Genomic DNA, 25,652 nt, shown 5'->3' with positions numbered 1-25,652 from the left:
ACGAGGTTACATATAAGCTCTACTGGCTTAGTTCACTAGCACACTGTTGAGTTCTCAAGCAACACACCGCAACCCAGCCCGCCCAGCAGGCAAACTAGATCACCGCGTTGTTTCAAGCTGTTTTGTTCCAGAGACTTACAGTACACCCTGGCGAAACTCGCGCTTCGCGGGGGGGCTGGTTCAGCTCCGGAGGTTTGGGACCACCCACTCTACCACCCAGAGGTGGGAGCTTGGTTCGTGTTCCCGGCGGCCACCCGGTTTCCCTGGCGACTTGGAGAACTTTACATGGCCGAAAACCGGCCCGAACAGGGGGGTCCCCTTTTCGCGCACCGGGCCCCTGACCTGCACCGATACGCCGCTCAAGCCAGCCGTGGCCGCCCATGGGTCGCGAACACCGTCAGCGCCACCAACGCAGCCGCCAGCACCGCCGCGACGTGAATGGGCGCCGGCCCGAACGAAGCCGCCAGCACGAGCACCGCGGTGACCGGGTATCCGATCGCGATCTCCCGGCACTCGTTCGTCGGCCCGATGTGCAGCAGCCACACGCTCAGCAGGAACACCGCGACCGGCACCGTCACCGCGAGCGCCGTGGCGAGACCGCTGATCGCGCTGTGGTGCGTGTCGTAGTCCACCGCCAGCTCGAGGCCCGTCCCGACCGCCGCGGCGGAAGCGAAGATCAGGTAGTGCCCGTACCCCCAGCTCGACGTGCTCAGCAGCGACGGGTGACGCACGAGCCGCAGGTGCCCCGGCTGGTCGAAGTACAGCCACCACATCGAAAACACCAGCACGAGCCCCGCCGCGGCGAGCCCGATGAGCGTGCCGACGTGCTCGCCCTCGGACACGCCCTCCTTCACGGCGGTGGTGGCGCTCAGCACCACCTCGCCGAGCACGATCAGAGTGAAGAGCCCGTAGCGCTCGGCGATGTGGTGCGGGTGCCACGAAGTACCTCCCCGCGACTCCGCGATGCTCGGCACCGCGAGCTCGCAGACCACCAGCACCGCGAACACGATCGCCGCCGTGGTCTGAGGGAAGCCGATCAACGCGTCGGCGACCCACAACACCTGCACGACGGTGATCCCGCCCGCGTACCAGAGCGCCGTCGTGCGGCGTTCGGGATCCGATTTCGCGGCGCGCAGCCACTGGGTCACCATCGCGAGGCGCATCAGTACGTAGCCGACCATCACCACGCGGAAGTCGCCGTTGAACGCGCGGTCCACGCCGGCCGCGACGGTGAGGCCGCCAGCGATCTGCACGAGGGTGGCCAGCCGGTAGGGCACGTCGTCGGTGTCGAACGCGGAGGCGAACCAGCTGAAGTTCAGCCAGCCCCACCAGATCGCGAAGAACACCATCGCGTAGCTCAGCACACCGTGGCCGATGTGCCCTTCGACCAGCTCGTGGTGCAGGTCGGCGCTCGCGGCGCCCACCGCGACGACGAAACACAGGTCGAACAGCAATTCCAGCGGGGTGGACACGCGGTGGTTCTCACCGCTGTCGCGCGACCGCATCGGCCGGTACCACACCCGGAACCGCTGGACCGGAAAAATCCCCTGGGACATCGACGCTCCCCGCACTCACCCGACGAACGCCGCCATCCCAACACGGCCAAAGCGCTCAGGCGAGTACGACCCCCAACAGAGGGTGAAAGGGGAGAAAATCCGAGGTGAGAAAGGGCGGGCCCGGTTCCCCCTCTTCCGGACCCGCCCGAACGCCTTCGCCGCACTCCCTCGCCACCTCGGGGGCAATGCTCCCGGCGGTCGCCGTACGGTCCCCCGCGGACGCCGACGATCCGTTGCCTGGGAGGTGACCAAGAGTGTCCATTCCATGGAACTCCGGAACTCTCAGCCGCTCGCCCGATCGACCCATCCCCGGTCGATCGATCGAAATGCCACTGTAGGTAGCCAAAGTGTCGTGCTGAAGGCTCCATAAGGTCTACCCGGTTGCTCTGAGTAGCGCCAGTGTCAAACGTAGCGTGTCACTCGGATGGAGCATCGCGGATTCGCTGAAAGTAATTCACCTGTAGTGCTGAGTGAGCGTGATCTGCTCACTGTCGGTGAACGCCGGCAGCCGCTTCCGCAGCGGCACGCTCCTCGTCACGCGCAGCCCTGTTGCGACGCGCCCGCAGCTCCAGTACAGCCAGCACGAGCGCGACGCACGTGAGCCCGGCCGAGCAGCACATCGCCGTGGTGAGGGCCAGCGAGTAGTCCCGGTTCGAGCCCACCACCACCGACTGGAAGACCGACGCCAGCACAGCCGTGCCGATCGCCGTGCCGATGCGCTGCCCGGTCTGCAGGGCGCCACCGGCGACGCCCGCCATCGACGTGGGCACGCACTCCAGCGTCAGCGTGGTGTTCGGCGCCAGCACCATGCCGCCGCCGATGCCGCCGATCAGCAACGGCAGCGCCACCGCGAACCCGGCCGCGGACGGCGGCACGAGCTCCACCACCAGCGCCACCAAGAGCAGCGCGAACGCCACCAGGCTCAGTCCCGTGACGGACAACCGGCGGCCGAACCGCGGCACGAGCCTGCCCGCGACCGCCGCCGAAACGGCCGAACCGATCGCAAACGGCGTGACCGAAAGCCCCGACTGCAGCGGCGTGTACCCCAGCCCCTGTTGGAAGAACAACGCGAAAACGAGCCAGATCCCGGCGAACCCGCAGAAGTACAGCGCACCCACCGCGGCGCCGGCCGAGTAGCCCGGCGTGCCCGTGAACAGCCGGACGTCCAGCAGCGGCGACCGTTCGCGCGCGACCACCCGGCGTTCCCACCGCACGAAACCGATGCCGAACACCACCGCCACGGGGAAGAGCCACCACAGCTTCGCGAGACCGCCCTGCTCCGATTCCACGAGTGGCAGCAGCACCCCGAGCACGGTGATCGCGAGCAGCGCGATGCCGACGAAGTCGATCTCCGAGCGCACTCGCATCGGCCTGCGTTCGGTCTTCGGCAGGAGCCGCATCGCCAGCACGAACGCGACGGCGCCCACCGGCACGTTCACGAAGAACACCCACCGCCAGCCGCCGGGGTCGCCGAACACCGCGAGGATCACGCCGCCCAGCACCGGCCCCACAGCCGTGGAGATCCCCACGACGGCGCCGAAGATGCCGAACGCACGGCCGCGCTCGGCGCCGCGGAACAAGTCCTGGATCAGGCCGCTGTTCTGCGGCGTCAGCAGGCCGGCCGCGCAGCCCTGGGCGAGCCGCGCGATCACCAGCATGGTGGGGCCGGTCGCCGCGCCGGCCAGCACACTCGTGGCCACGAACGCCGCCAGCGCGATGAGGAACATCCGGCGCCGGCCCAGCGCGTCGCCGAGCCGGCCGCCCGTGACCAGGACCAGGCCGAACGTGAGCGCGTAACCCGACACGACCCACTGGACCGTGCCGCTGCCGGTGTTCAGGCCGCGCTGCATCGCCGGCAGTGCCGTGTTGACGATGCTGACGTCGAGCAGCGTCATGAGCCCGGCCGCCAGCGTGACGGCGAGTGCCCGCCACCGGCGCGGGTCCGGCACGTACTCCGTCATCAGGTGTTGGCGGTGATCCCGGGGATGCCCTTGAGCTCACCGATGAGCATCGAACTGACCTTCACCGGGTAATCGTAAAGCGCGAACACGGTCTGGTTCTTGCCGACGAGCTTCAGGTGCACCGGGGTCTCGCCCTTGTGCGCCAGCAGCGTCGACTTGAGCTCGCTCACCACCGACTGGTCGATCTTCTCGGCGGCGGCCAGCAGCATCAGCGGTGGTTCCTCGTCGCCGTTGCCGATCTCGGACAGGTCCAGCGGCACGAGCCCGCCACCGAACACCGACATCTTGTCCTCGCGCCAGTTGACCCGGCCCTTGACCAGCACCGCGTTGTCTTCGACCAGGTCCGCGCCGAACATCGAGTACGCCTTCGCGAAGAACAGCACCTCGATGGCGGCGTCCATGTCCTCGACCGTGCAGATCGCCCAGGGCTCGCCCTTTTTGTTCACGCGCCGCTCCAGCGAGGTGAGCAGGCCCGAGATCACGACCTCGCCCTCCCTCGGCGGATCGGCGAGCAGGCCGGCGATCGGCTTGGGCGCGTGCTTGCGCAGGATGCGCTCGGCACCGTCGAGCGGGTGGGCGGACACGTAGAGGCCCAGCATCTCCCGTTCGTAGGCGAGCAGCTGCTTGCGCGGGTACTCCTCCTCGCCGAACTTCAGGTGCGCGAGCGGCGACGAGGACGGCGTGGCCTCGGCCGAGTCGTCGTCCCCGCCGAAGGAGCCGAACAGGTCGAACTGGCCCATGGCCTCCTGGCGCTTGAGCGGGACGACGGCTTCCACCGCGTCCTCGTGCACCTGGATCATCGACAGGCGGGTGTGGCCCATCGTGTCGAACCCGCCGGCCTTGATCAGCGACTCCATGACCCGCTTGTTGCAGGCCACCAGCTCCGACTTGTCGAGGAAATCGGTGAACGAGGAGTACTTGCCCTTCTCCTCGCGCGTCTTGATGACCGACTCCACCACGTTGGCGCCGACGTTGCGCACGGCACCCAGCCCGAAGCGGATGTCGGTCCCGACGGCCGCGAACCGCAGGGCCGACTCGTTGACGTCCGGCGGCAGCACCTTGATGCCGAGCCGGCGGCACTCCGACAGGTAGATGGCCGACTTGTCCTTGTTGTCACCCACCGACGTGAGCAGCGCGGCCATGTACTCCGGCGTGTAGTTCGCCTTGAGGTAGGCCGTCCAGTACGCGATCAGGCCGTACGCGGCCGCGTGGCTCTTGTTGAACGCGTAGCCGGCGAACGGGAGGATCGTGTCCCACAGCGCCTTGACCGCTTCGGGCGAGAAGCCGCCGGGCAGCAGGGGACTGGCCTTCATGCCCTCTTCGAAGCCCTCGTACTCCTTCTCGAGGACTTCCTTCTTCTTCTTGCCCATGGCTCGGCGCAGCGTGTCCGCTCGGCCCATCGTGTAGCCCGCGACCTTCTGCGCGATCTGCATGATCTGCTCTTGGTACACGATCAGGCCGTAGGTCTCGGACAGGATCTCCCGCAGCGGGTCCTCCAGCTCCGGGTGGATCGGCGTGACCTTCTGCCGGTTGTTCTTGCGGTCGGCGTAGTCGTTGTGCGCGTTCATGCCCATCGGGCCGGGGCGGTACAGCGCGAGAACCGCGACGATGTCCTCGAACCCGGTCGGCAGCATGCGGCGCAGCAGGTCGCGCATCGCGCCACCGTCGAGCTGGAACACGCCGAGCGTGTCACCGCGGCCCAGGAGCTTGTAGGCCTCGGGATCGTCGAAGCCGAGGCGGTCGAGGTCGATCTCCTCGCCGCGGTTGGTCTTGATGTTGGCCAGCGCGTCGCCGATCACCGTGAGGTTGCGCAGGCCCAGGAAGTCCATCTTCAGCAGGCCGATGTTCTCGCACGACGGGTAGTCCCAGCCGGTGATGATCGAGCCGTCGTCGCGCTGCCACACCGGGATCGCGTCGGTCAGCGGCTCGCTCGACATGATCACCGCGCAGGCGTGCACACCGGCGTTGCGGATCAGGCCCTCGAGCCCGCGCGCGGTGTCGAAGATCGTCTTGCACTCCTCGTCGGTCTCGACGAGGGCACGGACCTCCGCGGCTTCGGCGTAGCGCTCGTGCTTGGTGTCGACGATGCCGGACAGCGGGATGTCCTTGGCCATGATCGGCGGCGGCAGCGCCTTGGAGATCTTGTCCGCGATCGAGTAGCCCGGCTGGCCGAAGTGCACGCGAGCCGAGTCCTTGATCGCGGCCTTGGTTTTAATCGTGCCGAACGTGATCACCTGCGCGACGCGGTCGGCGCCGTACTTGTCGGTGGCGTAGCGGATCATCTCGCCGCGGCGGCGGTCGTCGAAGTCGATGTCGATGTCGGGCATCGACATGCGCTCGGGGTTCAGGAACCGTTCGAACAGCAGCTTCTGCGGGATCGGGTCGAGGTTCGTGATGCCCAGCGCGTACGCGACGAGCGCGCCGGCGGCGGAACCGCGACCGGGGCCGACCAGGATGCCGACCTCGCGCGCGTGCTGGATGAGGTCGGCGACGATGAGGAAGTAGGCCGGGAAGCCCTTCTGCTCGATGACGCCGAGCTCGTAGTCGCAGCGCTCCTCGTAGCCGTCGGGCACGCCGGCCGGGAAGCGCCACCGGAGGCCCTCGGCCACCTGGTGGCGCAGCCACGTCGCCTCGGTGTGGCCCTCGGGCACCTCGAAGACCGGCATGCGGTCCTTGTGCGAGTAGACCTCTTCGTAGGACTGCACTCGCTCGGCGATCAGGAGCGTGCTGTCGGCCGCGCCCGGGACCTCCTTGTCCCAGTACTGCCGCATGTCCTCGGCCGACTTGAGGAAGTAGCCGTCGCCGTCGAACTTGAACCGGGTCGGGTCGTTGAGCGTCTTGCCCGCCTGCACGCACAGCAGCGCCGAGTGCGTGTCGGCCTGGTCCTTGGTGACGTAGTGCGAGTCGTTGGTCGCGAGCGGCTTGAGGTCGAGCAGCTTGCCGACCTCGAGCAGGCCCTCGCGCACGGACCGCTCGATCGGCAGGCCGTGGTCCATCAGCTCGAGGAAGAAGTTGTCGGCGCCGAAGATGTCCTTGTAGTCCGACGCGGCCTGGATCGCGGCCTCGCGCTGGCCCAGCCGCAGGCGGGTCTGCACCTCGCCCGACGGGCAGCCGGTGGTGGCAATGATGCCTTCGTGGTTCTCCGCGATCACCTCGCGGTCCATGCGCGGCTTGCGGTAGTAGCCCTGGATCGAGGCGACCGACGAGAGTTTGAACAGGTTCCGCAGCCCGGTGGCGTTCTCGGCCAGCATCGTCATGTGCGTGTACGCGCCGGCACCGGAGACGTCGCCGCCCTCACCGAACTCGTCCGAGCCGCGCTGGCTGGCCTGGCCCCAGAACACCGGCTTCTTGTGGAAGCGGCTCTCCGGCGCGATGTAGGCCTCGATGCCGATGATCGGCTTCAGGCCGTGCTTCTTGGAGGTCTGGTAGAACTCGTCGCCGCCGTACATGTTGCCGTGGTCGGTCATGCCCACCGCGGGCATGCCCAGCCGCGCCGCCTCGGCGAAGAGGGGTCCGATCTTCGCCGCACCGTCGAGCATCGAGTACTCGGTGTGGACGTGCAGGTGGACGAAGGAATCGTTCGACACCAGCGAAAACCTCCCCTAGGCAGACGGCTTCCCGGTTGTTGCTGCGGCGCGGCCCGGGGTCCTCCACCCTAGTCCGCGCTCGCGCTGTGCGGCTCGGTAGGGATCCTCTCTCCTCACCCGCCCGCCGCGCCCGCCGACATGCCGCCCGGGGCCCGACGAAACCTTCGCGGGTGACGCCACGGCGACACCCTCGCACGCCCCACCGACAGAACCGGGGCGAGTGAACCGGCCCACAGAATTCCGGTGATTCCCCCAGTCCGGATGTGGCAGACCTCCACCTGACTTGACACCGGTTCGGCGGAACTTCACGATCTCGTTCCATGAACCTGTCTGACAGCCAGACAGCCGGACAAGGCCCCCGTCGCGTGAGCGCCATGGAGGCTGTGCTGGCCTACCTGCGCCGCGCCATCGAACGCGGCGAGTACGCCGTGGGCGACAAGCTGCCGTCCGAAGCCGCGCTGAGCAAGGAGTTCGAGGTCAGCCGCTCGGTGATCCGCGAGGCGCTGCGCGGGCTGCAGGCGCTCGGGCTCACCGTCTCCCGCACCGGCAAGGGCACGTTCGTCACCGCGACCGGCCCGGCCGAGAGCCCCACATTCGGCGACTATTCGGCCCGCGACCTCATCGAGGTGCGCCGCCACGTCGAGATCCCCGTGGCCGGCTACGCGGCGCTGCGCCGCGACGCCGACCACCTCGACCTGCTCGGCCACCTCGCCGAGCGGATGGAGCTCGAGACCGACAACACGGCGTGGGTGGCACTCGACTCGCTGTTCCACATCACCATCGCCCAGGCCTCGGGCAACCCGGTGTTCGCCAAGGTCATCGAGGAGATTCGCGACGCGCTGGCCCGCCAGTCGGCCTTCCTCAACCAGCTGGGCGACCGGCGCGCGGAGTCGAACGTGGAGCACCGGCGGATCGTCGCGGCGATCACCGAGGGCTCCGAAGAGGCGGCCGTGGCCGCGATGACGGCGCACCTCGCGCACGTCGAGCAGGCGCTGACCACCATCGTGCGGCCGGGCCGCACGGCGAAGCAGAACAGGAACGACTGAAAAACGTGAGTGCGCAGACCCTTCCGTCGTCCGGCGAAACGGAGAAGCACGCCGACGCCGGTGACGCCGGCTACAACAAGGCGCTGAAGTCCCACCACATCTCCATGAGCGCGTTCGAGAAGGCCGAACGGTGAGCACTCCCGAACAGCGCGTGCCGCGCCACGTCCCCCTGGTCCACCTCCTGCGCGACGGCATGGTCGAAGGCGTGCACCACGGTTCGGTGATCGCCCTCGCGCCGGACTGGTCCACGCTCTTCTCCGCCGGCGACCCGGACGTCGCGATGTACCCGCGTTCGACGGTGAAGCCGCTCCAGGCCACGGCGATGGCACGGCTGGGCCTGCGGCTGCCGCCGGCGGGGTTCGCGATCACCGCGGCCAGCCACTCGGGCGAGCGCCGGCACCTCGACGCCGCGGCCGCCGTGCTGGCCGGCCACGGCCTGACCGCCGAGGACCTCGGCAACCCGGCCGACTACCCGTTCGACCCGGTCGAACGCGACGCGTGGGTCGCCGAGGGCCGGCCGCCCGTGCGCCTGGCGCACAACTGCTCCGGCAAGCACGCGGCCATGCTCGCCACCTGCCGGGAGCAGGGCTGGGACCCGCGCACGTACCTCGAGCCCGGGCACCCGTTGCAGCTCGCGATCCGCGCGACCGTCGAAGACCTCACCGGGCAGACCGTGCCGCGCGTGGCCGTCGACGGGTGCGGTGCGCCGCTGTTCGCAATGTCGCTGCGGGGACTCGCCCGAGCGGCCTCGCGGCTGGCGACCGCGGCGCCCGGCACACCGGAAAGCCTGGTGGCCCAAGGGATCCGGCAGCACCCGGACCTCGTGGGCGGCACCCGGCGTGACGTCACCGCGGTGATGCGCGCGGTGCCCGGGCTCCTCGCGAAGGACGGGTTCGAGGCCGTGCAGCTCGCCGCGTTGCCCGACGGCACGGCCGTGGCGCTGAAGATCGCCGACGGCGGCGATCGCGCGCGGCATGCCGTGCTCGCGGCCGCGCTGGAGCGGTGCGGGGTCGACGCCGGCGTGCTCGAACCGTTCACGAACCCGGCGCTGCGGGTGACCGCGGAACTCGAGGGCCGCCCGCGCGCTGCGTGACCCCGCTCACGCGAGACGGGTAGCTTCGAAAGCGTCCGGATTGGTGAAAGGGGTAAACCTGTGCTGCAGCGCATCGCCGACCTCCTGCTCGGTCTCCCGAAGGCGGAGGGCCCGGCCCCCGTCGCCACCAAGGGCCTGCGGATACCCATGCCCGACGGGGTCCACCTCGTGGCCGACCGGTACACGCCGGCCGGCCGGCGTTCGGGGCCGGTCGTGCTCGTGCGCACGCCGTACGGGCGCAGCGGGCCGATCGCCGCGCTCTTCGGCAGCGTCTTCGCGCGCCACGGCCTGCAGACAGTCGTGCAGAGCACGCGCGGCACGTTCGGCTCCGAGGGCGAGTTCCGCCCGTTCCACCTCGAACGCGAGGACGGCATCGCCACCGCCGAGTGGCTGCGCGAGCAGCCGTGGTGCGACGGGCGGCTGGCGACGGCGGGCCTGAGCTACCTCGGGCACACGCAATGGGCGATCGGGCCCTACCTCGACCCGCCGCTCGAGGCGATGGCGCTGGGCGTGACGGCTTCGGAGTTCGTGAGCACGTTCTACCCGGGCGGGGTGCTCGCGGCCGACAACATGGTGTCGTGGTCGGCCATGATCGGCCGGCAGGAGGAGCGGTTCGGCGGGCTGCCGAACCCGGTGCAGACGCGCAAGACGCGCCGCGCAATGGCGCACCTGCCGCTGAACGCCGCCGATGTGGCCGCGATCGGCAAGCAGGTGCTGTTCCTGCGCGACGTGACCACCCACGCCGAACCGGACGACGGCTACTGGGCCATGTCCGACCACAGCGCGGAGGTCGCCGGGCTCACCGTGCCCGTCAGCATGGTCACCGGGTGGTACGACCTGTTCATCCAGGGGCAGCTGCGCGACTTCCGCACGCTGCAGGACGCCGGGCGCGCGCCGCGGATCACGATCGGGCCGTGGGCCCACGGCGACCCGGCCAGCCTGCGGATCTCCGTGCAGGACCAGGTCGGGTTCCTGCGCGCGCACCTGCTCGACGACCGCGCGCAGCTGCAGCGCTCCCCCGTGCGGCTGTACCTGCAGCAGGCGGCGACCTGGCTCGACTTCGACGCGTGGCCGCCCGAGTCCACGGCCACCGACTCGCACCTGCGGCCGATCGGCGGCCTCGGCGAGGTGGTCGACGGCGAAGCCCGGCCCACCGCGTTCACCTACGACCCCGCCGACCCGACACCCGCGGTCGGCGGGCCACTGCTGACGGGCACCAACAAGCAGCAGGACAACAACGTGGTCGAGGCCCGCGACGACGTGCTCGTGTTCACCGGCGAACCGCTGATCGCCGACCTCGACGTGATCGGCGAGGCGAGCGCGACCGTGTTCGTGCGCACCGAACTCGGCCACGCCGACGTGTACGTGCGGCTCTGCGACGTGGACCAGGACGGGCGCTCCCGCAACGTCACCGACGGCATCCTCCGGCTGCGGCCCGGCGCGCCCGAGGCGGACGCCCACGGGATCGTGACGGTGCGGGTTCAGCTCGACCCGACGGCCTACCGGTTCCGCCGCGGCCACCGGCTGCGCGTGCAGGTGGCGGGCGGTGCGTTCCCGCGCTTCGCCCGTAACCACGGCACGGGCGAACCGGTGGCGAGCGCCGTCGACGGCAAGGCGAACCGGTTCGAGATCTTCCACGACGCGGCGCACCCGTCGCGGGTCACGCTGCCCGTCTTCAGCCGCTGAACGGCACCACCCGCTGGTGGGTGGTGAGCCGGCCGTCGTCGTGCAGCACGTGCAGCAGCAGCGACGGCGGCCGCTCGAGGTCGATCGGCCCGCCCTCGGCCCAGGAGCGGTCGGCGCCGGGCTCGACGGGCAGCAGCCCACCGGAGACGACGCCCGGGGCGACGCGCACGGGCACGCCCGCGAACGTGGTGGCGGCGCCGGTGTGGACGTGGCCGCAGAGCAGCGCGAGCACCCGCGGGTGGCGCCGCAGGACCTCGGCGAGGCGGTCTTCGCCGGTCTGGCGGATGGCGTCCACGAGCGGGATGCCGACCTCGACCGGCGGGTGGTGGAACGCGACGAACGCGGGACCGTCGTGGGCGGTGAGCGCTTCGTCGAGCCACGCGAGCGTCGCGTCTTCGAGATAACCCGCGCCCTCGCCGGGAATCGTCGAGTCGCACATGGCCACGAGGACGCCGTTCACGTCGGTGGCGACATTCACCGGGGCGACGCTCGCCGGCTCGCCGAGCAGGACCTCGCGGAAGGCCTCGCGCACGTCGTGGTTGCCAGGACACGTAAGCACGGGCGCGGGGTGCTTGAGCAGCTCGGTCGCGCGGCGGTACTCCTCGGGCAGGCCGTGGTCGGCGAGGTCGCCCGTCACGAACACGGCCTCGACCGGGCGCTCGAGGGCGCGCAGGTAGTCGAGCACCGCGGCGGCGCGCGCGTCGGCGCGTTCGCCGCCGTCGAGGTGGATGTCCGACAGGTGCGCGAAGACCTTCATACGTTCAGCTCCGTTCGAGGTACGCCAGTGCCTTGACCCAGTTGCGCACGAGCAGCGCCGTCGCGCCGGGCCCGTCGCCGGAACGCAGCGCGTCGGCGATCCCCCGGTGCTCGTCGATACTCTCGGCGGCCCGCTCGGGGCCGCCGAAGTACACGGATTCGTAGCGTTTGAGCAGAGGTTTGGTCTGCTCGATCAAGCGCAGCAGGTGCGGGTTGCCGCAGCGGGAGAGCAACAGCTCGTGCCAGCGATCGTCCACAGTGGACAGATCGGCGCCGGCGGGCCGAGCCGCCATCTCGTCGGCGATCGCGTCGAGCGCGTCCGGTAGGAGGGTCAGGTCCAGCGGCGAGGTCCAGCGCAGGGCGAGCGACTCCAGCTCGGCGACCAGCGGGTAGAGCCGCCGGGCCTCCTCCGGGTCGAGCGGCGCGACGAGGAACCCGCGGCCGGGCGCGGCGACGAGCAGCCCGCGGTCGGCGAGCCCGATCAGCGCTTCCCGCAGCGGCGTGCGGCTCACGCCGAGCTCGCGCGCGAGGTGCACCTCGTTGATCCGGGCGTCCAGCCGGCCGTCGAGCACGCGCGCGGTGATCTCCTCGATGAGCTCACCCCGCAGGAGTCGCTTGGTCATCCGCGCAGTATTGCATACAGACTGGCCCTACTGTATTCAGTTCACATGGTCAGCATCCAGCCCGCCGACGTGGCCCGCGCCCGCGCCGAGACGCCCGGCTGCACCGGCGTCGTCCACTTCAACAACGCCGGTTCGGCGCTCCCGCCGGCCCGCGTCACCGACACGATGGTCGACTACCTGCGAGCCGAAGCGCTGGTCGGCGGCTACGAGGCCGCCGCGGCGGCGGCCGAGCGCACCGAGGCCGTGTACACGTCCGTGGCGAGGCTGATCAACGCCGCGCCCGAGGACATCGCGATCACGGACAACGCGACACGCTCGTGGCAGGCGGTCTTCTACGCGCTGCGCTTCGGCCCGGGCGACCGGATCCTGACCTCCCGCGCCGAGTACGCGAGCAACGCGATCGCCTACCTGCAGGTGGCGCGCCGCACCGGGGCACGCGTGGAGGTGGTCGCCGACGACGAGACCGGCCAGCTCGACGTGGCCGACCTGCGCCGCCTGATCGACGACGACGTGAAGCTCATCGCCGTGAGCCACGTGCCGACGCAGTGCGGCCTGGTGAACCCGGCCGAGGAGATCGGCAAGGTCGCGCGCGAGGCCGGGATCCCGTTCCTGCTCGACGCGTGCCAGTCGGCCGGGCAGCTCGACCTCGACGTGGAGCTGCTGCAGTGCGACGCACTGTCGGCTACCGGCCGCAAGTACCTGCGCGGGCCGCGCGGCACCGGCTTCCTTTACGTGCACCCGCGGCTGCGCGAGCAGCTCGAGCCGGCGATGCTCGACCTCCACTCGGCCAGCTGGGAGTCGCCGGACGAGTTCGTGGTGGACCCGACGGCGAAGCGGTTCGAGGTCTGGGAACGCGACTACGCGGCCGTGCTGGGGCTCGGCGCGGCCGTCGACTACGCGCTCGAATGGGGCCTGCCGGCGATCGAGCACCGCGTGGCCGAGCTGGGCGCGACGCTGCGCGGCCGCCTCGGTGACCTCGACGGCGTGCGGGTGCACGACGTCGGCGCGCGCAAGTGCGGGCTCGTCGCGTTCAGCCTCGACGGCCTCGGCGCGGAGCAGGTGAAGGTGCGGCTTTCGGCCGCGAAGATCAACACGAGCGTGACCCACGCGACCTCGGCGCAGTATGACTTCACCGCCCGCGACCTGCCCGACCTCGTCCGCGCGTCGGTGCACTACTACAACACCGAGGGCGAGATCGACTTGCTGACGAGCCAGGTGGCGAAGCTGGCCCAGGAGTCGCGCAACGGCTGACGCGCTACCCGGCGAACCAGCCCGCGACGTCGAGCCGGAAGCCGCCGCCGGTCATGGTGCGCAGGTCGGCTTCGAGGGCGCGGACGCGGTCGGCGCCGAGCTCGCCCACCCAGTTCGCGCGCAGCGTTTCGAAGATGGCGGCGGAGCGGGCGAGGGAGTCGATGCCGCGCGGGGTGAGCCGCACGAGCTTGCGGCGGGCGTCCTCGGGGTCGTCGGCGCGCTCGGCGTACCCGAGCTGCTCCAGGCGGTCGACGGTCTTGCCCGCGGCCTGCTTCGAGACGCCGAGCCGCTTGCCCAGCTCCGACGCGGTGGCCCCGCGCGGTCCGATGGCCTGCATCGCGAAGCCGAACGCGGGGCGCACGTCGGGGTGCCCCTGGCGGGCGAGCTCGGCGTGCAGGTCGTCGATCAGCGTGCGGAAGCCCGAGAACAGCAGCAACGGCAGCTCGAAGCCGGGCGCGTCAGCCATGCCGCTTGCCAAATTCGACAACCAGGTTTACCTTCTGGAATTCGACAACCACGTTGACGACTTTACCCCAGGAGGGTTCCGTGCCGCACTTCCCCGAGCACACCGCCGAGACCGCCCCACCGGCCGCCCGCCGCGCACTGGCCGCGACCGAAGCCCAGTTCGGCTCACTGCCGGCCGCCGTCGCCCGGTTGGCGACGTCGCCGGAGCTGCTGAACGGGTTCCTCAAGCTGAGCGCCCTGTTCGAGACCACCACGTTGTCGCTGCTGGAGCGCGAGACGCTGATCCTGGTGGTATCCACGCGCAACAGCTGCCACTTCTGCGTCGCGATGCACACCGCGAAGCTGGTGCAGCTCGACGCGCCGGCTTCGCTGATCGCCGCGCTGCGCGCGTCGGCGCCATTGCCCGTGCCTCGGCTGGAGGCGCTGCGCCAGTTCGCCTTGACCACGTTCGCGACGACCGGTGATGTGCCTGCTGCTGACCTCGACGCGTTCCTCGCCGCCGGCTACACCCCGCGGCAGGCACTCGAGGTGGTGCTGGGCATCGGCGCGTACACGCTTTCGACGTTCGCCAACCGGCTCGTGGCCGCTCCCCTGCACCCGAGCCTGACCGAGCACGCGTGGACCGCCGCCTGACAGCGTCGGTCCTCGTCGGGTCCTCGTCGGTCTCGGAAGATCACCCGTTTGCCGCAGTCTCCGACGTATCCACCGGGGCCCGCCGAGCCTCCTACTCCACGTTCGCCCGCGACGCGCACCACGCGGCCGGGCCTGTCGAGGGGGCAGGCCCGGCCCCGGTCCGCCGGCCTCAGAACGGCGGCGGCTCCACCGCGGTCCACTCCCGGTAGTGCTTGATCGCCTCGCGGATCGCGTAGGCCGCCGCCAGCACGGCGATGATCCAGCCGGTGACGCCCTGCGGGAGGACGTAGTCGCCGTTCGGGGCGGTGAGGTAGCCGTAGACGTAGTTGCCGGCGAGGTACAGCAGGCCCATCCACGGCTGGGCGCCACGGGTCATGATGTTCAGGCAGGTGATCGACCCGAGGAGGATGCCGGCGACGCCGATGACGGCGCCGACGACCGAGAGGCCGGCGCCGGCGTCGAGGGCGTAGCCGATCGCCACCAGGGCGAGGGCGCCGAGGGAAGCCGGGTGGGACAGGGCGCGCCAGGCGGATCGGCGGGTCGACCAGTTGACCATCATGAGCAGCAGGATCGAGAAGCTCACGACTGCCGGCCCGGCGAGGACGCCAAAGCCGCCGTTGAGGAGCTCGTCCGAGGTGGGGCGGTCGCCGTCGGACAGCAGCCGGGGCACGATCGCGCCGGCGAACAGCGAGGCGTCGACCAGCGTGCCGACGAGCCAGAGCCGGGTCGTCTGGATCGGCCGCGGCGGCTCAGGCTCGACCAAGACCGCGATCCCCGCCGCCTGCAGCGCCAGCAGCTCGTGCCGTTCCCGAAAACGCCACGAGTAGTACCCGGCGGCCGCCAGGAGCACGAGCCCGGCGAACAGCAGGAGAATCGGCCGCGGGAAGTCCACGAGGTTCTGCAGGCGCGCATGTGATTCGGCGTCCCCGAGTTCGCCGGCCACGACCGCGGTGCCGGCCACCGCCCCGAATCCCGCCGCGGCGAGCACCCAGGCGGCCAGCGTGAACGGGAACGCCGGCGAAAACCCCGCCCGGCGCCGCCGCCTGGAGGCTTCGACGTACCGCGCCGACGCGACCTTCCGCCCGGCCCGCAGCACCACCGCTCCGACCACTGCGATTCCCGCCAGCACCAGCGCGGGCGTCCACTCCACCCTCGACCGGCTCAGCGCTCCGTCAGCGACGGCCGCCGTGCCCACCGCGGTGCTGAACAGCAGCGCGAAGAATCCGAACGTCCCGCTGACCCGCCGATATGCACGCTGCGCGTCCACTCGTCCCCCCACCGCAGACCGGCGACCCTCCGATCACGCCGGTCCAGCGTAGGGCCACTCCGCCGCGCCGGTCTCGACCCGTCCCCGACCGATCACCAACCGTTACAGATCAGACAAAGACGACCCCCGCCGGGGGCAGCTCCGGGCGCACCCCCCACGACCACCGCCGGAACGTCCGGCGCCGCCACGACCACCCCAGCCGACGACCGCCGGAACCCGGGAGACCACCCACGCAAGCCGACCACCGCGGGAATCCGGAGACAACCCACCCAAGACGACCACCGTGGGGGCCCGGGCGCGAAGCCCGCCGGGCGGGGTTTGGGGGTTGCACCCCCAAACGACACCGTGGGACGACCCAGTCCGCGCGTTCCGCGGACACAGTCCACCCAGAGGACCGCGTGGGCGCAGCAGGGTTCGAACCTGCGACCGCTCGGGTGTAAATTAAGGGCTTCCCCACTTGCACCCGTCCTTTTCCTGCTCCGACAGGGATTCGACGTCCATCGTTGTTCAGATCCGTCCACGACGGATCACACCCGTTGGTGTCAGAATTGGATGTCAGCCCAGGGGCTGAAACAGAGGGGGCGCTGGCGCCGGCCGAGGTGACGGCACGGGAGGTCGCGGGTTGAGGTGCTGGCGCTTTGCGGGGGCATGAACGCGCCCACGGCGAGGCTCTTGACTGCGAGAAACACGTGTACCATCATCGCGCAGTGACCTCTCTTGGCGTATCAGTATTCGCGCTGGCTATTTCGTTCGCATCCCTGACCATTTCCGGCGGAGCACTCATTTGGAACGTTTACTCATTCCGACGACAAGGGCCAGTTGTCTCCGTTAAAACAAGCGGCGCAACGTCACTAGTTCGCACGAATGAGTCAATCCCGGAAGCATACAAATCCGCCGGAAAATCCGTTACACTTGTGAGCGTTACTATTATTAATTCTGGACGTTCCTCTGTAGAGGTTCGCAGCATTTGGTTCGGCGACAGTAGCCCTGCCTGCAGTATTACACCGCGAGAGGGTAGCCCAGATCTACCTGGACGCATTGAGGCTCACTCCACCCAGGAATGGGACTTTTACTATCTTGAGCTTCTATCAATATTGGATATCGAAAAGGGGGATGATCCCATGTTTGTCGACGTTCACCTCGGAAACGGGCACACAATTAGGGAGAATATTCGACATGGCTGGCTTCATGAAAGAATCTAGTGCGACGAAAAGTCCACGCTGACCTCACGACCGACCTACGGCCCCAAAGATCCCCACGCCAGCTGTACCTGCAGTCATCTACCACTCCCCGTCATGTGCCCTCTCAAACGGGCACATGACGGGAAACGCCCTCGCAGCTGGCGTTTGACCGCTCAACGGCGCCAAGTCAAGCGCCAGCTGAACTGACGTCCGCCTTCACTCATGAGGCCGGCCGCTGGATCGCCCGCAGCTGCTCCAGGTACTCGGTGGCCTCACGCTCACGGGGGTAGCGCTCGCGGAGGACATCCGCCAGGTCCTGCGACACCATCGCCAGCGATGGCAGCGACTTGCGTCCATTGCCGATCGCCTTCCGTCCGTAGCTCACGGCCTCGTCCAGGTCGCCCTCACGGGCCGCGACGACACCAAGGGTGACCTGCGCTTCCGCAATGCGCATCGGCCAACGATCCTGGTTGTTAAACCCCGAGCTGACCCGGATCACCTCGTCTGACAACTCCCGGGCCATTCGGTCCTCGCCGACGTGTCGGTAGCAGTCCATGACGTAGAAGTCGTACTTGGACGGATCGACCACGAAATGATTGTCGATATTCGACGGATACTCCATCTTGTCGAGCGCAACGCGGCCGCGTTCAAGGGTGCTTTCCATTTCCGCACGCTTGCCCATTCGTGCGTACGCCTTCGCCTGCTGGGCGATCAGCTGAACCGAGACGCTGTGGTTTTCGGCAGCCGACTCCCCTGCCTTCCCCGCCGCAACCACGCCCCGGTAATCGCCCGCGGTGAGCGCAAACCACGCACTCATCTCGTGCGCCCACCCGAGAATTCCGGGGCTGCCTACTTCGCGTCCGAGGCTGAGTGCCGCCTGACGAGTCGCCTCGGCGGCCCGTCGGTCCCCGAGGTCGTACTCAAGACAGCCCACCAGAAGCGCCAACCAGCCGGCCAATTCCAGGGTATCGCGTCGCTGCCTGAAATTGAGTCGCTGCTCCTGCATTTCGACAAGTCGCCGAAGCCACTGCCGTCCCTCGCCGATCAGCTCGAAAGGCGGCTGGCGTGCGTACTCGGAGCAGAGCTTGTCGACTGTGATTCGTACGGCTTCGAGAGTGGCGTCATTTACGTCAGATGCCTGGAGACGCGACACGATTTCGAGGGTGTCCATGCCAGTCGCGTTGAGGATTTCCAGACCCGTATTCGGCTTCTCGTCGGGCGGAAACAGCGACTGGGTGACTGTGTTGAGCGTCGCGGCGATGATCGGCGCGTACTCGCGACCGGGCTTGTTCTCCCCCAGCTCCCACGCCTTCCACCGTCGCGCCAGGTGGTCCGTTTCAGGCAGCGCCCGAGGGGAGTGCCGGCGCATCTGCTCCGCCGCCTCCGTCTGGGACCAGCCGCGTGCCTCCCGCATCGCCCTGATGCGTTTGGCCCACGTCGGTTGGTCGTCACTCATCCTGCGTCCCTCTCCCTCGTGGCTGGCTGACCTGCACTTCCAGTGTGGCACCCGCGCCAAGTGTTACGCGGTGATGCGCTGGTGATGCTCATGTATCCCCGCATCACCTCAGTGTCACTGATGGTGACACTACTTTCAACGCTCCGTGACGACGATGGTTGTAAGCGAAGGCAGCGACACCAGCAACGGAAGTCGCAGCAACGTACACGGGAGATGAAACTCGATGGCCAAGACACAGATTCCCGGCTTCAAGACTGGCGGCGGACTGCTCCGGAAGGTGATCGGCTGCGGAGTTGCGATTGCGCTCTTGATCCTGATCATCCGCTACCCCGCCGATGCGGCGAACTGGGCCCATGGGGCAGCCGCGACGGTCGGCGACGCAATCGACGGCCTGGTGGCGTTCTTCCGAGGCCTGGCGAACTAACCGTGACTACGAAGTTGCCGTTCCACCGAGTCGAGCAGACGACGAATCGTCGCGATCTGCTCGTAGACCTGGCCAAGGTCACCGGGAGCCCCGTGGTCCACAACGGGTGGCAAGGGGTCGCGCACGAACGAACCCTGCCCTTGCCGAGTCACGATGAGCTGCTCTTCTTGCAGCTGCGCGAAAGCCCGCTTGACGGTCCCTACGGACACACCGAAGTCATCAGCAATCGCCTGGTGCGAAGGCAGCTTCTCCCCCGGTTCGAACGAGCCGGCGTAGATCTCGGAGCGAAGCGACTCCGACACCTGCAGGTACGGCGAGCGAGCGTCGTTCGGGTCAAGTTTCGGCATGCCAGACAGGTTACGACACCAAGTCAACTAACCCATCCAGGTGAACAACTACTACTTATATTGCCCATGTTGGCTATGTCGTCCTACTGTTCCTCGTGTCGCAGGGATCGCACAAACCCCCGCGAACAGCAGACGGCCCCGGCGGTGCTGGAACACCGGCCGGGGCCCACATCGAAACCTCTGGGAGCAACGATGCAGGTCGAGACTAACCGGTACTTCCGAGTCAAGCAGCTGGCGGAGATGCTCGACGTCTCCCGCGCCACGATCTACCGCGCCATCGAGTCCGGGCAGCTGGACGCGCTGAAGATCGGCACCGGCAAGGGCGCCCTGCGCATCCCCGGCCAGGCCGTGAACACCTACCTGAACGACTGCGCCGACGCCGCTTACCGCGGCTACGTCGAGGGTGGCGAGGCGGCGGCGGCCGACGACACCGACACCGAGATCGCCCAGGTCGAGGCCAGCGCCGACGCGGCGGAGGTGGCGTGATCATGGGGACGCTGCGTAGGGCGATGGCGGCAGGCTCGATCGGCGGGGCGAAGACCCCGTTCCACACCACCACCCAGCAGGAAGACGGGACGGTGCGCGTGTCGATGGCGACGCGACTGACGCTGGAGGACCTGACCGCGCTGGTGTGGTCGGCGCTGTGGGACTCCTCGACCGAGGACATCAAGAAGTGCCTGAAGGACGCGCGCTACGTGCGCCAGCTCGCGCTGGAAATGCTGCTCTGCGAAGGCACCGAGGACATGGAACTGCAGCGCCTCGGCCTGGCCCAGGTCGAGCGCGACCGCGTCCAGCGCCCCCGCCTGGCCCTGGTCCGCGCCCGGGTGGCCCAGCTGTTCGCGAACGGGCTCCCCGCCCCGCGTTCGGGGGCGGGCCGATGATCGACGGACGCACCACCTACGACGGCTACCGGCTCGCCCCGGCCGCGCCCGGCATCGCCGCCGACGGCAGCACCGTGGCCCGGGTCGGCATCTGGGCACCGGGCGCCCCGGCCCCCTACGTCCTCACCGTCGACGAGATCGCCGTGGCCATCGCGCACAGCGGCGACACCATCGGCCGCTACGGCACGATCCTCGACCACGCGGCCGAAATGACGGTCGAGGGCGTGCGCCGCACCGGACGCGGCCCCCTCGCCTGCATGGCCGACCGCCTGCGCGCGGGCAACGAGCTGGACGTGTTCCCGCCCGGGCACGTCCCCGCACGCTGCCTCACAGCCGCTGCCGAGCTCTGCAGCGCCGCCCACCGCAACCGGTAACCCTCGAACCCGCTGGCGCCCGGCGTGGCCCGCCTCGCAGATCCGCCGCACGACCCGCGCCGGGCGCCAGCACACCCCACCCCTATGGCAGCGCCGATCGGTGCTGCCCTCGACTTCCCCTCGGGAGACCTCCATGCGCGACCACGACGCCCACGACCGGACCGTCCGCGAGAGCGACGCCGGCCGAAGCGCCGACCCGTTCACGAACGGCCCGGTGCACCTGCTCACCGACGGACTCGGGAACTACTACGTGCCCGTGTTCAGCGTCGACCCCGACACCGGCACCGCCGTCTACCTCGGGACCGCCGTGTACCGCGACGTCGCCGACGAACCCGGCCACCCGCCGTACTCGGCCTCGATGCCCGCACCCCGGACCGGGGACTGAATCCACCTCGATCACCACCACGACCAGCGCGAGTCGACCCCGGATCGACCTGGACTCACCACAGGCCGAGTCCCCGCCTGACCTGCACGAGTACAGCCCGGATCGACCCTCGATCCACCCAGCGCAAGGGAGTTCACCAGTGACCCACCCCGAGTCCAGCACACGGCACTTGTGGCCGGTCGACCCGGCGGACGCGGGCGCCCGTGAGACCGCCCCGGACGCCGACTCGCGGGCCGTTCACGAACCGCGTGAACCCGCCCCGGCGCGTATCCGCCACATCCGACTCACCCCCGCATCGGAGATCTCCATGGCACCCCCGACCTGGTTATGGGACGGGCGCGTCCCGGAAGGCGCGCTCACGGTCGGCCCCGGCCGCGAGGGCATCGGCAAGTCGCTGTTCTGCGCGTGGCTGGCCGCCCAGGTCACCCACGGCAGGCTCCCCGGCGTGCACGAGGGCAGCCCCAAGGGCGTCATCTACGCGGCCACCGAAGACAGCTGGGAACGCACCCTCGCCGGGCGCCTGCACGTCGCCGGGGCCGACATGGACCACGTCTACCGGGTCGAGGTCGAGCACATCAGCGGCACCTCGATGCCGCTGTCGCTGCCGCGTGACTGCGACGCCATGGCCGACGCGATCCGCGCGCACAACGTCGCGCTGCTGATCGTGGACCCGCTGATCTCCGTCCTCGACGACAACCTCAACCCCCACCAGGACCGGGACCTGCGCATCGGCCTGGAACCGCTGACGAAGCTCGCCGACGAAACCGGGTGCACCATCTTCGGGCTCGCGCACTTCAACAAATCCGCCGGCACCGACGTGCTCTCCCGGATCATGGGCGGCCGGGCGTTCTCCGCCGTCGCCCGCGCCGTGATCGCGTTCGCCCGCAACACCCGCGACGACGACGGCTCCGCCGTGATCTCCCAGGTCAAGAACAACCTCGGCGAGCTCGGCCTCCCCTCGCTGCGCTACGTGGTCGAGTCGGTCGAGGTCCAGACACCCAGCGGCCCCGGCCAGTGGGGCCGCATGGTCATCACCGGCGAAACCGACCTGCACGTCAACGACCTGCTCGACGACGCACCGCCGGACCGGGCCGAACGCCGCGAGAACGAAGCCGCGCAGGACTGGCTGCGCGACTACCTCACCGAGCACGGCGGGGAAGCCGCCTCGGCCGAGGCGAAACAGGCCGCGAAGATCGACGGGATCACCGAACGCACCCTCGCCCGCGCCCGCACCAAGCTCGGCATCACCGTGCGCACCGAAGGCCGCGCGACGTTCTGGCGGCTGCCCACCTGACCCGTGCCAGCACCCGTGCCACCCATGCCACACCCGCGCCACGGGTGGCACGGATCGGAAACCGCCCCTGATCTGCTGAAACAGGGCGGAAAACCCGACCCGTGCCACCCGTGCCAGGCACATAGGCCACTGGCACCCGTGCCACCCATGCCACCCCCTCCTATGCCCCTGGCACAGGTGGCACGGGTCACCGAAAACACCGTAAAACCCCAGGTCAAACCCCCTGCACAACCCGTGCCACCCCTGGCACAGATCTGGCACGGGTGGCACAGGTGCTGGCACCGGTCCGAACCCCGCGCCGCGCACCACCCGAGGGGAATGCCGACACACCCACCGACCACCCGCAAAACGACCCACAGGCACAGCCCGAAGCGGCCGTTCCCCTTGCTCCCCCTCCTCCCCTCCCGGCTCGAAACCGCAGCTCACGGCAGGGGAAACGCGCGGGGGAGCCCGGAGAAGCAAATCCTTCCCCACCACCGCAGCTCCCCTCCCGCTTCACCCGACCGTTCACCCACGCCGATGGAGGCACCCATGTCCGCGTTCGACGTCCTCGACCAGTACGGCCCGGCCAAGCTGCTCGGCTTCCTGCTCGCCGTGACCGCCTTCCTCACCCTGCACCTCGCCCGGCTCCCCCTCGTCGCGATCGCCTGGCTCCTGCACCAAGCCATGCGCGGCATCGACCACCAGCTCACCACCCGCCTCACCCCCGCCGGCCACTCCCGACCCCACCCCGCAGGAGCCCCCACGTGACTGCAACGCGCAGTGGATCCGGCAGTGGCCCGACGCATCGCCAGTGGATCCCCACTCGACCGCCCACTTACCCGACCCACTGCGCGCCACCAGCGCAGATGAGCGGCCAGTGGCTCAGTGGATCGACGCGACGCGGCCCCGTAAGAGGCCCTCGGAGCAAGGTTCCCGGGGTCGACGCGCCGCCCACTCACTGCACCTGGCGGGCCCCGACGGAATTACGGCCGCCGGACCGCACGCGACACCCTGGATTCCGGGGTCCGGGCGGCACCTCGGGAGGGGGCGTAACTCGCGTAATTCCGTAACTTCCCGCAGGTCAGACCGGATTACGGGCCGCGGTGACCCCGAATTAGATCCGTAACTCGGTTCGCAGGCCGTAACCCGGGGCGTAACTCGCCCCGTAAACCGCTCAGCACGCCCCCGGCGACCCCGCCGGGGCCACCACGACAGGAAGGAGCTCCGCCATGTTCAGCGCGTCGGCCGTCGCCCGGATCACCTACTCGAGCGCGGCCCGGCTCCGGAAGATGGCCGGCCATGCCATCGACCAGATCGACCGCTGCGCACTCACCCTCGCGGCCGTCGCCGACACCACCACCGACACCGCGAAGCACGAGGGAGCCGACGAGGGAGCCGCGCCGACCCGAGGGAATTTTCCCTGTCCGGCTCCCTCGGCCGCCTCCCTACTGCTGAGCTGCGCAGACATGCCCAGGAAGGAGGCCAGGGAGCCTAGGGAATGGAGGGAATCCGGGTGCCCAAACCCCCGGAATCGGCGGGTTCGCGACCCTCGCGCCGACTCCCTCCCTCGCGCCACTGTTCCAGCTGTCCTAGACCGAGCGGGGTCTAGGTCTAGACCCCGGCCCTAGACCCCTCCGTCCCCCCAACCAGCTACCTAGACACCTAGACCCGTCGAACGGAGACACCCACGACGCCGCCCCAGAGCCGCTCTCATCCGCGCGCCAGGGCCTAGCCCTAGCCACACGCCAACCACCCGACCACCGCGACACCAGGCGGATACGGCAGGCCCCCACCCCCCACCTGCCAGCCCCTGACCCGACCGCCGCGCCAAGGCTGGCAGGAGGGGGATACGCCACTCCTCGGCAAGCCGTCCCCAGCTCCGCCACCACCACGCACCAACCACACCAGCTCACCAACCGCTGCGTGCGGCCACCAGCTGGCCGCACGGCGACCCAGCACGCCCAAAACCAAGGAGGAGGAGATGCGCGATCACGCGCCAACGCCGCACGTACCTGCGATCTTCGGAGCCTCATCCATGCACACGCACGACACAGAAGCCACCGACCGCCTGTTGCTGCGCGTCGAGGAGGCTGCCCACCTCCTGAACATCGGCCGCACCCGCGTGTACGACCTCATTCGGCTTGACCTCCTCAAGTCCGTGAAGGTCTTCGGGGCCCGCCGAATCCCACGGTCCTCGGTCGAGGACTACGTCAACGCCCTCATCGAGGAGGCCGCCTGATGGCGAAGCGAGCAGAGAACGGCATGGGCACGATCGTCGCCCGAAAAGACGGGCGATTCCACGCCGCTGTCTACGTGCTCACCCCGGACGGGAGCAGCAAGCGCAAGTACGTCTACGGCAAAACGCGCGACGAGGTGAAGGAAAAGCGTGTCGAGCTGCTCGACAACAACCGCAAAGGTGTGCCGTCGATGAGCTCGACCATGCAACTCGGCGACTACCTGGACTACTGGGTGGAGAGCATCATCAAGGTCGAGCGCGCCGAATCGACGTACGCCGGGTACGAGACCGTCATTCGCCGGTTCCTCAAACCCCACCTCGGCAAGCGGAAGCTGAACGCGTTGACACCGCGTGACGTACGAGGCCTCATCGCGAAGTTGCGAAAGGAGAAGACCGTTCACGGTGAGAAGCTGTCCGACCGGTACGTACAGAACGTCTTCGAGGTGCTACGAAGCGCTCTGAGCAACGCCTGCAAAGAAGAGCTGATCGGGCGGAACGTCGCGCGCCTGGTGACCACGCCAAGCCGCGGGGAAACCGACATCGAACCGTTGGACGAAGAGGCCGCCCGCACGTTCCTTCGCGCGGTCGCTGCTCACTGGCTGCACGCGCTGTGGCTGATCCTCGTTACCACCGGACTCAGGAAGGGAGAAGCGCTCGGGCTCACCTGGTCGGACGTGGACATGGAAACGGGACTCGTGAAGGTCCGTCGGACGGTCCAGCGCGTCCGAGGCCGGCTGTTGTTCGGCAAGGTGAAGACGAAGCGATCCCGCCGAGAGATCTACCTCGGCCAGGTCGCGCTTGCCGCCCTGGCCAAGCACCGCCAGCAAACCGCTGAGCGGCTCTCAGAGCCTCTCAACCCTGCTCAGGGGCAGCCAGACGACCTCATCTTCGTCACGAGTTCAGGGCGCGTCGTGGAGCCGCGCAACGTCAACACGATGCTCAAACGCATCCTGACGAACGCCAAGCTCGATCACGTCCGGGTCCATGACCTGCGCCACACCGCCGCGACGCTGCTCCTGCTCGACGGCGCGACCATTCGGGAGGTGATGGAACAGCTCGGCCATGCCTCGATCGCAACGACGGCGAACATTTACGGGCACGTCCTCGACACGGCAAAGAAGCGGCTGGCGGACCGGATGAACCTCCGCGCCACCGGCGACTGATGTCA

The 25,652-nt window shown here is 69.1% G+C and carries 24 protein-coding genes; 15 read left to right on the top strand and 9 right to left on the bottom strand.

Annotation, left to right across the window (positions count from 1 at the left end; all coding sequences use genetic code 11):
* Nucleotides 1-359 precede the first annotated feature (359 nt).
* From AB0H62_RS45055 to dnaE, 3 genes are all read right to left on the bottom strand, one after another.
* Nucleotides 360-1,556: a low temperature requirement protein A gene (locus tag AB0H62_RS45055; protein WP_220237912.1), complete on the bottom strand. Its 1,197-nt coding sequence runs from the start codon at nucleotides 1,554-1,556 to the stop codon at nucleotides 360-362.
* 485 nt (nucleotides 1,557-2,041) lie between these two features.
* Nucleotides 2,042-3,517: an MFS transporter gene (locus tag AB0H62_RS45050; RefSeq protein WP_360592334.1), complete on the bottom strand. Its 1,476-nt coding sequence runs from the start codon at nucleotides 3,515-3,517 to the stop codon at nucleotides 2,042-2,044.
* On the bottom strand, nucleotides 3,517-7,104 hold the full coding sequence (gene dnaE, locus AB0H62_RS45045; protein ID WP_220237910.1) for a DNA polymerase III subunit alpha: 3,588 nt from the start codon (nucleotides 7,102-7,104) through the stop codon (nucleotides 3,517-3,519). Before dnaE ends, AB0H62_RS45050 begins: the two co-directional genes overlap by 1 nt.
* Before the next feature lie 374 nt (nucleotides 7,105-7,478).
* Here dnaE and AB0H62_RS45040 point away from each other — a divergent pair, with 374 nt between their 5' ends.
* Genes AB0H62_RS45040 through AB0H62_RS45025 form a run of 4 tightly spaced genes read left to right on the top strand, consistent with a single transcriptional unit; the run spans nucleotide 7,479 to nucleotide 10,929 of the window.
* Nucleotides 7,479-8,150, top strand: coding sequence for a FadR/GntR family transcriptional regulator (locus tag AB0H62_RS45040; RefSeq protein ID WP_360592338.1), 672 nt, complete (start codon nucleotides 7,479-7,481; stop codon nucleotides 8,148-8,150).
* A 5-nt stretch (nucleotides 8,151-8,155) separates the two neighbouring features.
* Nucleotides 8,156-8,284 carry a hypothetical protein gene (locus AB0H62_RS45035; protein ID WP_255637662.1) on the top strand — a complete coding sequence of 43 codons (129 nt, stop codon included), beginning with the start codon at nucleotides 8,156-8,158 and terminating at the stop codon, nucleotides 8,282-8,284.
* Nucleotides 8,281-9,243: an asparaginase gene (locus AB0H62_RS45030; RefSeq protein WP_360592333.1), complete on the top strand. Its 963-nt coding sequence runs from the start codon at nucleotides 8,281-8,283 to the stop codon at nucleotides 9,241-9,243. Before AB0H62_RS45035 ends, AB0H62_RS45030 begins: the two co-directional genes overlap by 4 nt.
* A gap of 60 nt (nucleotides 9,244-9,303) precedes the next feature.
* Complete coding sequence (locus tag AB0H62_RS45025; RefSeq protein WP_220237909.1) at nucleotides 9,304-10,929, top strand: CocE/NonD family hydrolase; 1,626 nt, start codon at nucleotides 9,304-9,306, stop codon at nucleotides 10,927-10,929.
* Here the strand turns inward: AB0H62_RS45025 and AB0H62_RS45020 are convergent.
* Together AB0H62_RS45020 and AB0H62_RS45015 are read right to left on the bottom strand one after the other, a co-directional pair.
* The gene (locus AB0H62_RS45020; RefSeq protein WP_360592332.1) at nucleotides 10,919-11,686 is read right to left on the bottom strand and encodes a metallophosphoesterase; all 768 of its coding nucleotides are present in this window, start codon (nucleotides 11,684-11,686) and stop codon (nucleotides 10,919-10,921) included. The genes AB0H62_RS45025 and AB0H62_RS45020 overlap by 11 nt on opposite strands.
* A 4-nt stretch (nucleotides 11,687-11,690) precedes the next feature.
* Nucleotides 11,691-12,308, bottom strand: a complete 618-nt coding sequence (locus AB0H62_RS45015) for a GntR family transcriptional regulator (protein WP_220237907.1) — start codon at nucleotides 12,306-12,308, stop codon at nucleotides 11,691-11,693.
* A 45-nt stretch (nucleotides 12,309-12,353) separates the two neighbouring features.
* On the opposite strand from AB0H62_RS45015, the gene AB0H62_RS45010 reads away from it, so the two are divergent.
* The gene (locus AB0H62_RS45010) at nucleotides 12,354-13,559 is read left to right on the top strand and encodes an aminotransferase class V-fold PLP-dependent enzyme (protein WP_220237906.1); all 1,206 of its coding nucleotides are present in this window, start codon (nucleotides 12,354-12,356) and stop codon (nucleotides 13,557-13,559) included.
* Nucleotides 13,560-13,563: 4 nt separating this feature from the next.
* Here the strand turns inward: AB0H62_RS45010 and AB0H62_RS45005 are convergent, their stop codons facing one another.
* Complete coding sequence (locus tag AB0H62_RS45005; protein WP_220237905.1) at nucleotides 13,564-14,025, bottom strand: MarR family transcriptional regulator; 462 nt, start codon at nucleotides 14,023-14,025, stop codon at nucleotides 13,564-13,566.
* A gap of 80 nt (nucleotides 14,026-14,105) precedes the next feature.
* Here AB0H62_RS45005 and AB0H62_RS45000 point away from each other — a divergent pair, with 80 nt between their 5' ends.
* Nucleotides 14,106-14,657, top strand: a complete 552-nt coding sequence (locus AB0H62_RS45000) for a carboxymuconolactone decarboxylase family protein (protein WP_255637660.1) — start codon at nucleotides 14,106-14,108, stop codon at nucleotides 14,655-14,657.
* A 169-nt stretch (nucleotides 14,658-14,826) separates the two neighbouring features.
* On the opposite strand, the gene AB0H62_RS44995 is transcribed toward AB0H62_RS45000, so the two are convergent.
* Both AB0H62_RS44995 and AB0H62_RS44990 read right to left on the bottom strand, forming a co-directional pair.
* Nucleotides 14,827-15,924, bottom strand: coding sequence for a hypothetical protein (locus AB0H62_RS44995; protein ID WP_220237904.1), 1,098 nt, complete (start codon nucleotides 15,922-15,924; stop codon nucleotides 14,827-14,829).
* A gap of 1,401 nt (nucleotides 15,925-17,325) precedes the next feature.
* Complete coding sequence (locus tag AB0H62_RS44990) at nucleotides 17,326-18,561, bottom strand: helix-turn-helix transcriptional regulator (protein WP_360592331.1); 1,236 nt, start codon at nucleotides 18,559-18,561, stop codon at nucleotides 17,326-17,328.
* A gap of 223 nt (nucleotides 18,562-18,784) precedes the next feature.
* Between AB0H62_RS44990 and AB0H62_RS44985 the strand changes: the two genes are divergently transcribed.
* The gene (locus AB0H62_RS44985) at nucleotides 18,785-18,985 is read left to right on the top strand and encodes a hypothetical protein (protein WP_360592330.1); all 201 of its coding nucleotides are present in this window, start codon (nucleotides 18,785-18,787) and stop codon (nucleotides 18,983-18,985) included.
* Here AB0H62_RS44985 and AB0H62_RS44980 read toward each other — a convergent pair.
* The gene (locus tag AB0H62_RS44980) at nucleotides 18,982-19,332 is read right to left on the bottom strand and encodes a GntR family transcriptional regulator (RefSeq protein WP_360592329.1); all 351 of its coding nucleotides are present in this window, start codon (nucleotides 19,330-19,332) and stop codon (nucleotides 18,982-18,984) included. The two genes, AB0H62_RS44985 and AB0H62_RS44980, sit on opposite strands and share 4 nt — an antisense overlap.
* Nucleotides 19,333-19,524: 192 nt before the next feature.
* Here AB0H62_RS44980 and AB0H62_RS44975 point away from each other — a divergent pair, with 192 nt between their 5' ends.
* From AB0H62_RS44975 to AB0H62_RS44940, 8 genes are all read left to right on the top strand, one after another.
* Entirely contained in the window at nucleotides 19,525-19,818 is a 294-nt protein-coding gene (locus AB0H62_RS44975) for a helix-turn-helix domain-containing protein (RefSeq protein WP_360592328.1), read from the top strand.
* Between the two features lie 2 nt (nucleotides 19,819-19,820).
* The gene (locus tag AB0H62_RS44970) at nucleotides 19,821-20,213 is read left to right on the top strand and encodes a hypothetical protein (RefSeq protein WP_360592327.1); all 393 of its coding nucleotides are present in this window, start codon (nucleotides 19,821-19,823) and stop codon (nucleotides 20,211-20,213) included.
* A complete protein-coding gene (locus AB0H62_RS44965; RefSeq protein ID WP_360592326.1) occupies nucleotides 20,210-20,587 on the top strand; it encodes a hypothetical protein in 378 nt (125 codons plus the stop codon). Before AB0H62_RS44970 ends, AB0H62_RS44965 begins: the two co-directional genes overlap by 4 nt.
* 133 nt (nucleotides 20,588-20,720) lie before the next feature.
* Nucleotides 20,721-20,972, top strand: coding sequence for a hypothetical protein (locus tag AB0H62_RS44960; RefSeq protein ID WP_360592325.1), 252 nt, complete (start codon nucleotides 20,721-20,723; stop codon nucleotides 20,970-20,972).
* A gap of 307 nt (nucleotides 20,973-21,279) precedes the next feature.
* Nucleotides 21,280-22,266 carry an AAA family ATPase gene (locus tag AB0H62_RS44955; RefSeq protein WP_360592324.1) on the top strand — a complete coding sequence of 329 codons (987 nt, stop codon included), beginning with the start codon at nucleotides 21,280-21,282 and terminating at the stop codon, nucleotides 22,264-22,266.
* Between the two features lie 531 nt (nucleotides 22,267-22,797).
* Entirely contained in the window at nucleotides 22,798-23,016 is a 219-nt protein-coding gene (locus tag AB0H62_RS44950; RefSeq protein ID WP_360592323.1) for a hypothetical protein, read from the top strand.
* A 1,267-nt stretch (nucleotides 23,017-24,283) separates the two neighbouring features.
* Nucleotides 24,284-24,487: a helix-turn-helix domain-containing protein gene (locus tag AB0H62_RS44945; protein ID WP_360592322.1), complete on the top strand. Its 204-nt coding sequence runs from the start codon at nucleotides 24,284-24,286 to the stop codon at nucleotides 24,485-24,487.
* Nucleotides 24,487-25,647 (top strand): tyrosine-type recombinase/integrase, encoded by a 1,161-nt coding sequence (locus tag AB0H62_RS44940; protein ID WP_360592321.1) that lies wholly within the window; start codon nucleotides 24,487-24,489, stop codon nucleotides 25,645-25,647. The genes AB0H62_RS44945 and AB0H62_RS44940 overlap by 1 nt, the downstream gene beginning before the upstream one ends.
* Nucleotides 25,648-25,652 lie beyond the last annotated feature (5 nt).

It is taken from the genome of Amycolatopsis sp. NPDC050768 (assembly GCF_040654155.1).
Lineage (GTDB): Bacteria > Actinomycetota > Actinomycetes > Mycobacteriales > Pseudonocardiaceae > Amycolatopsis.
Note: the sequence above shows the minus strand (reverse complement) of the source record. Positions and strands in the feature narration are given on the sequence as shown.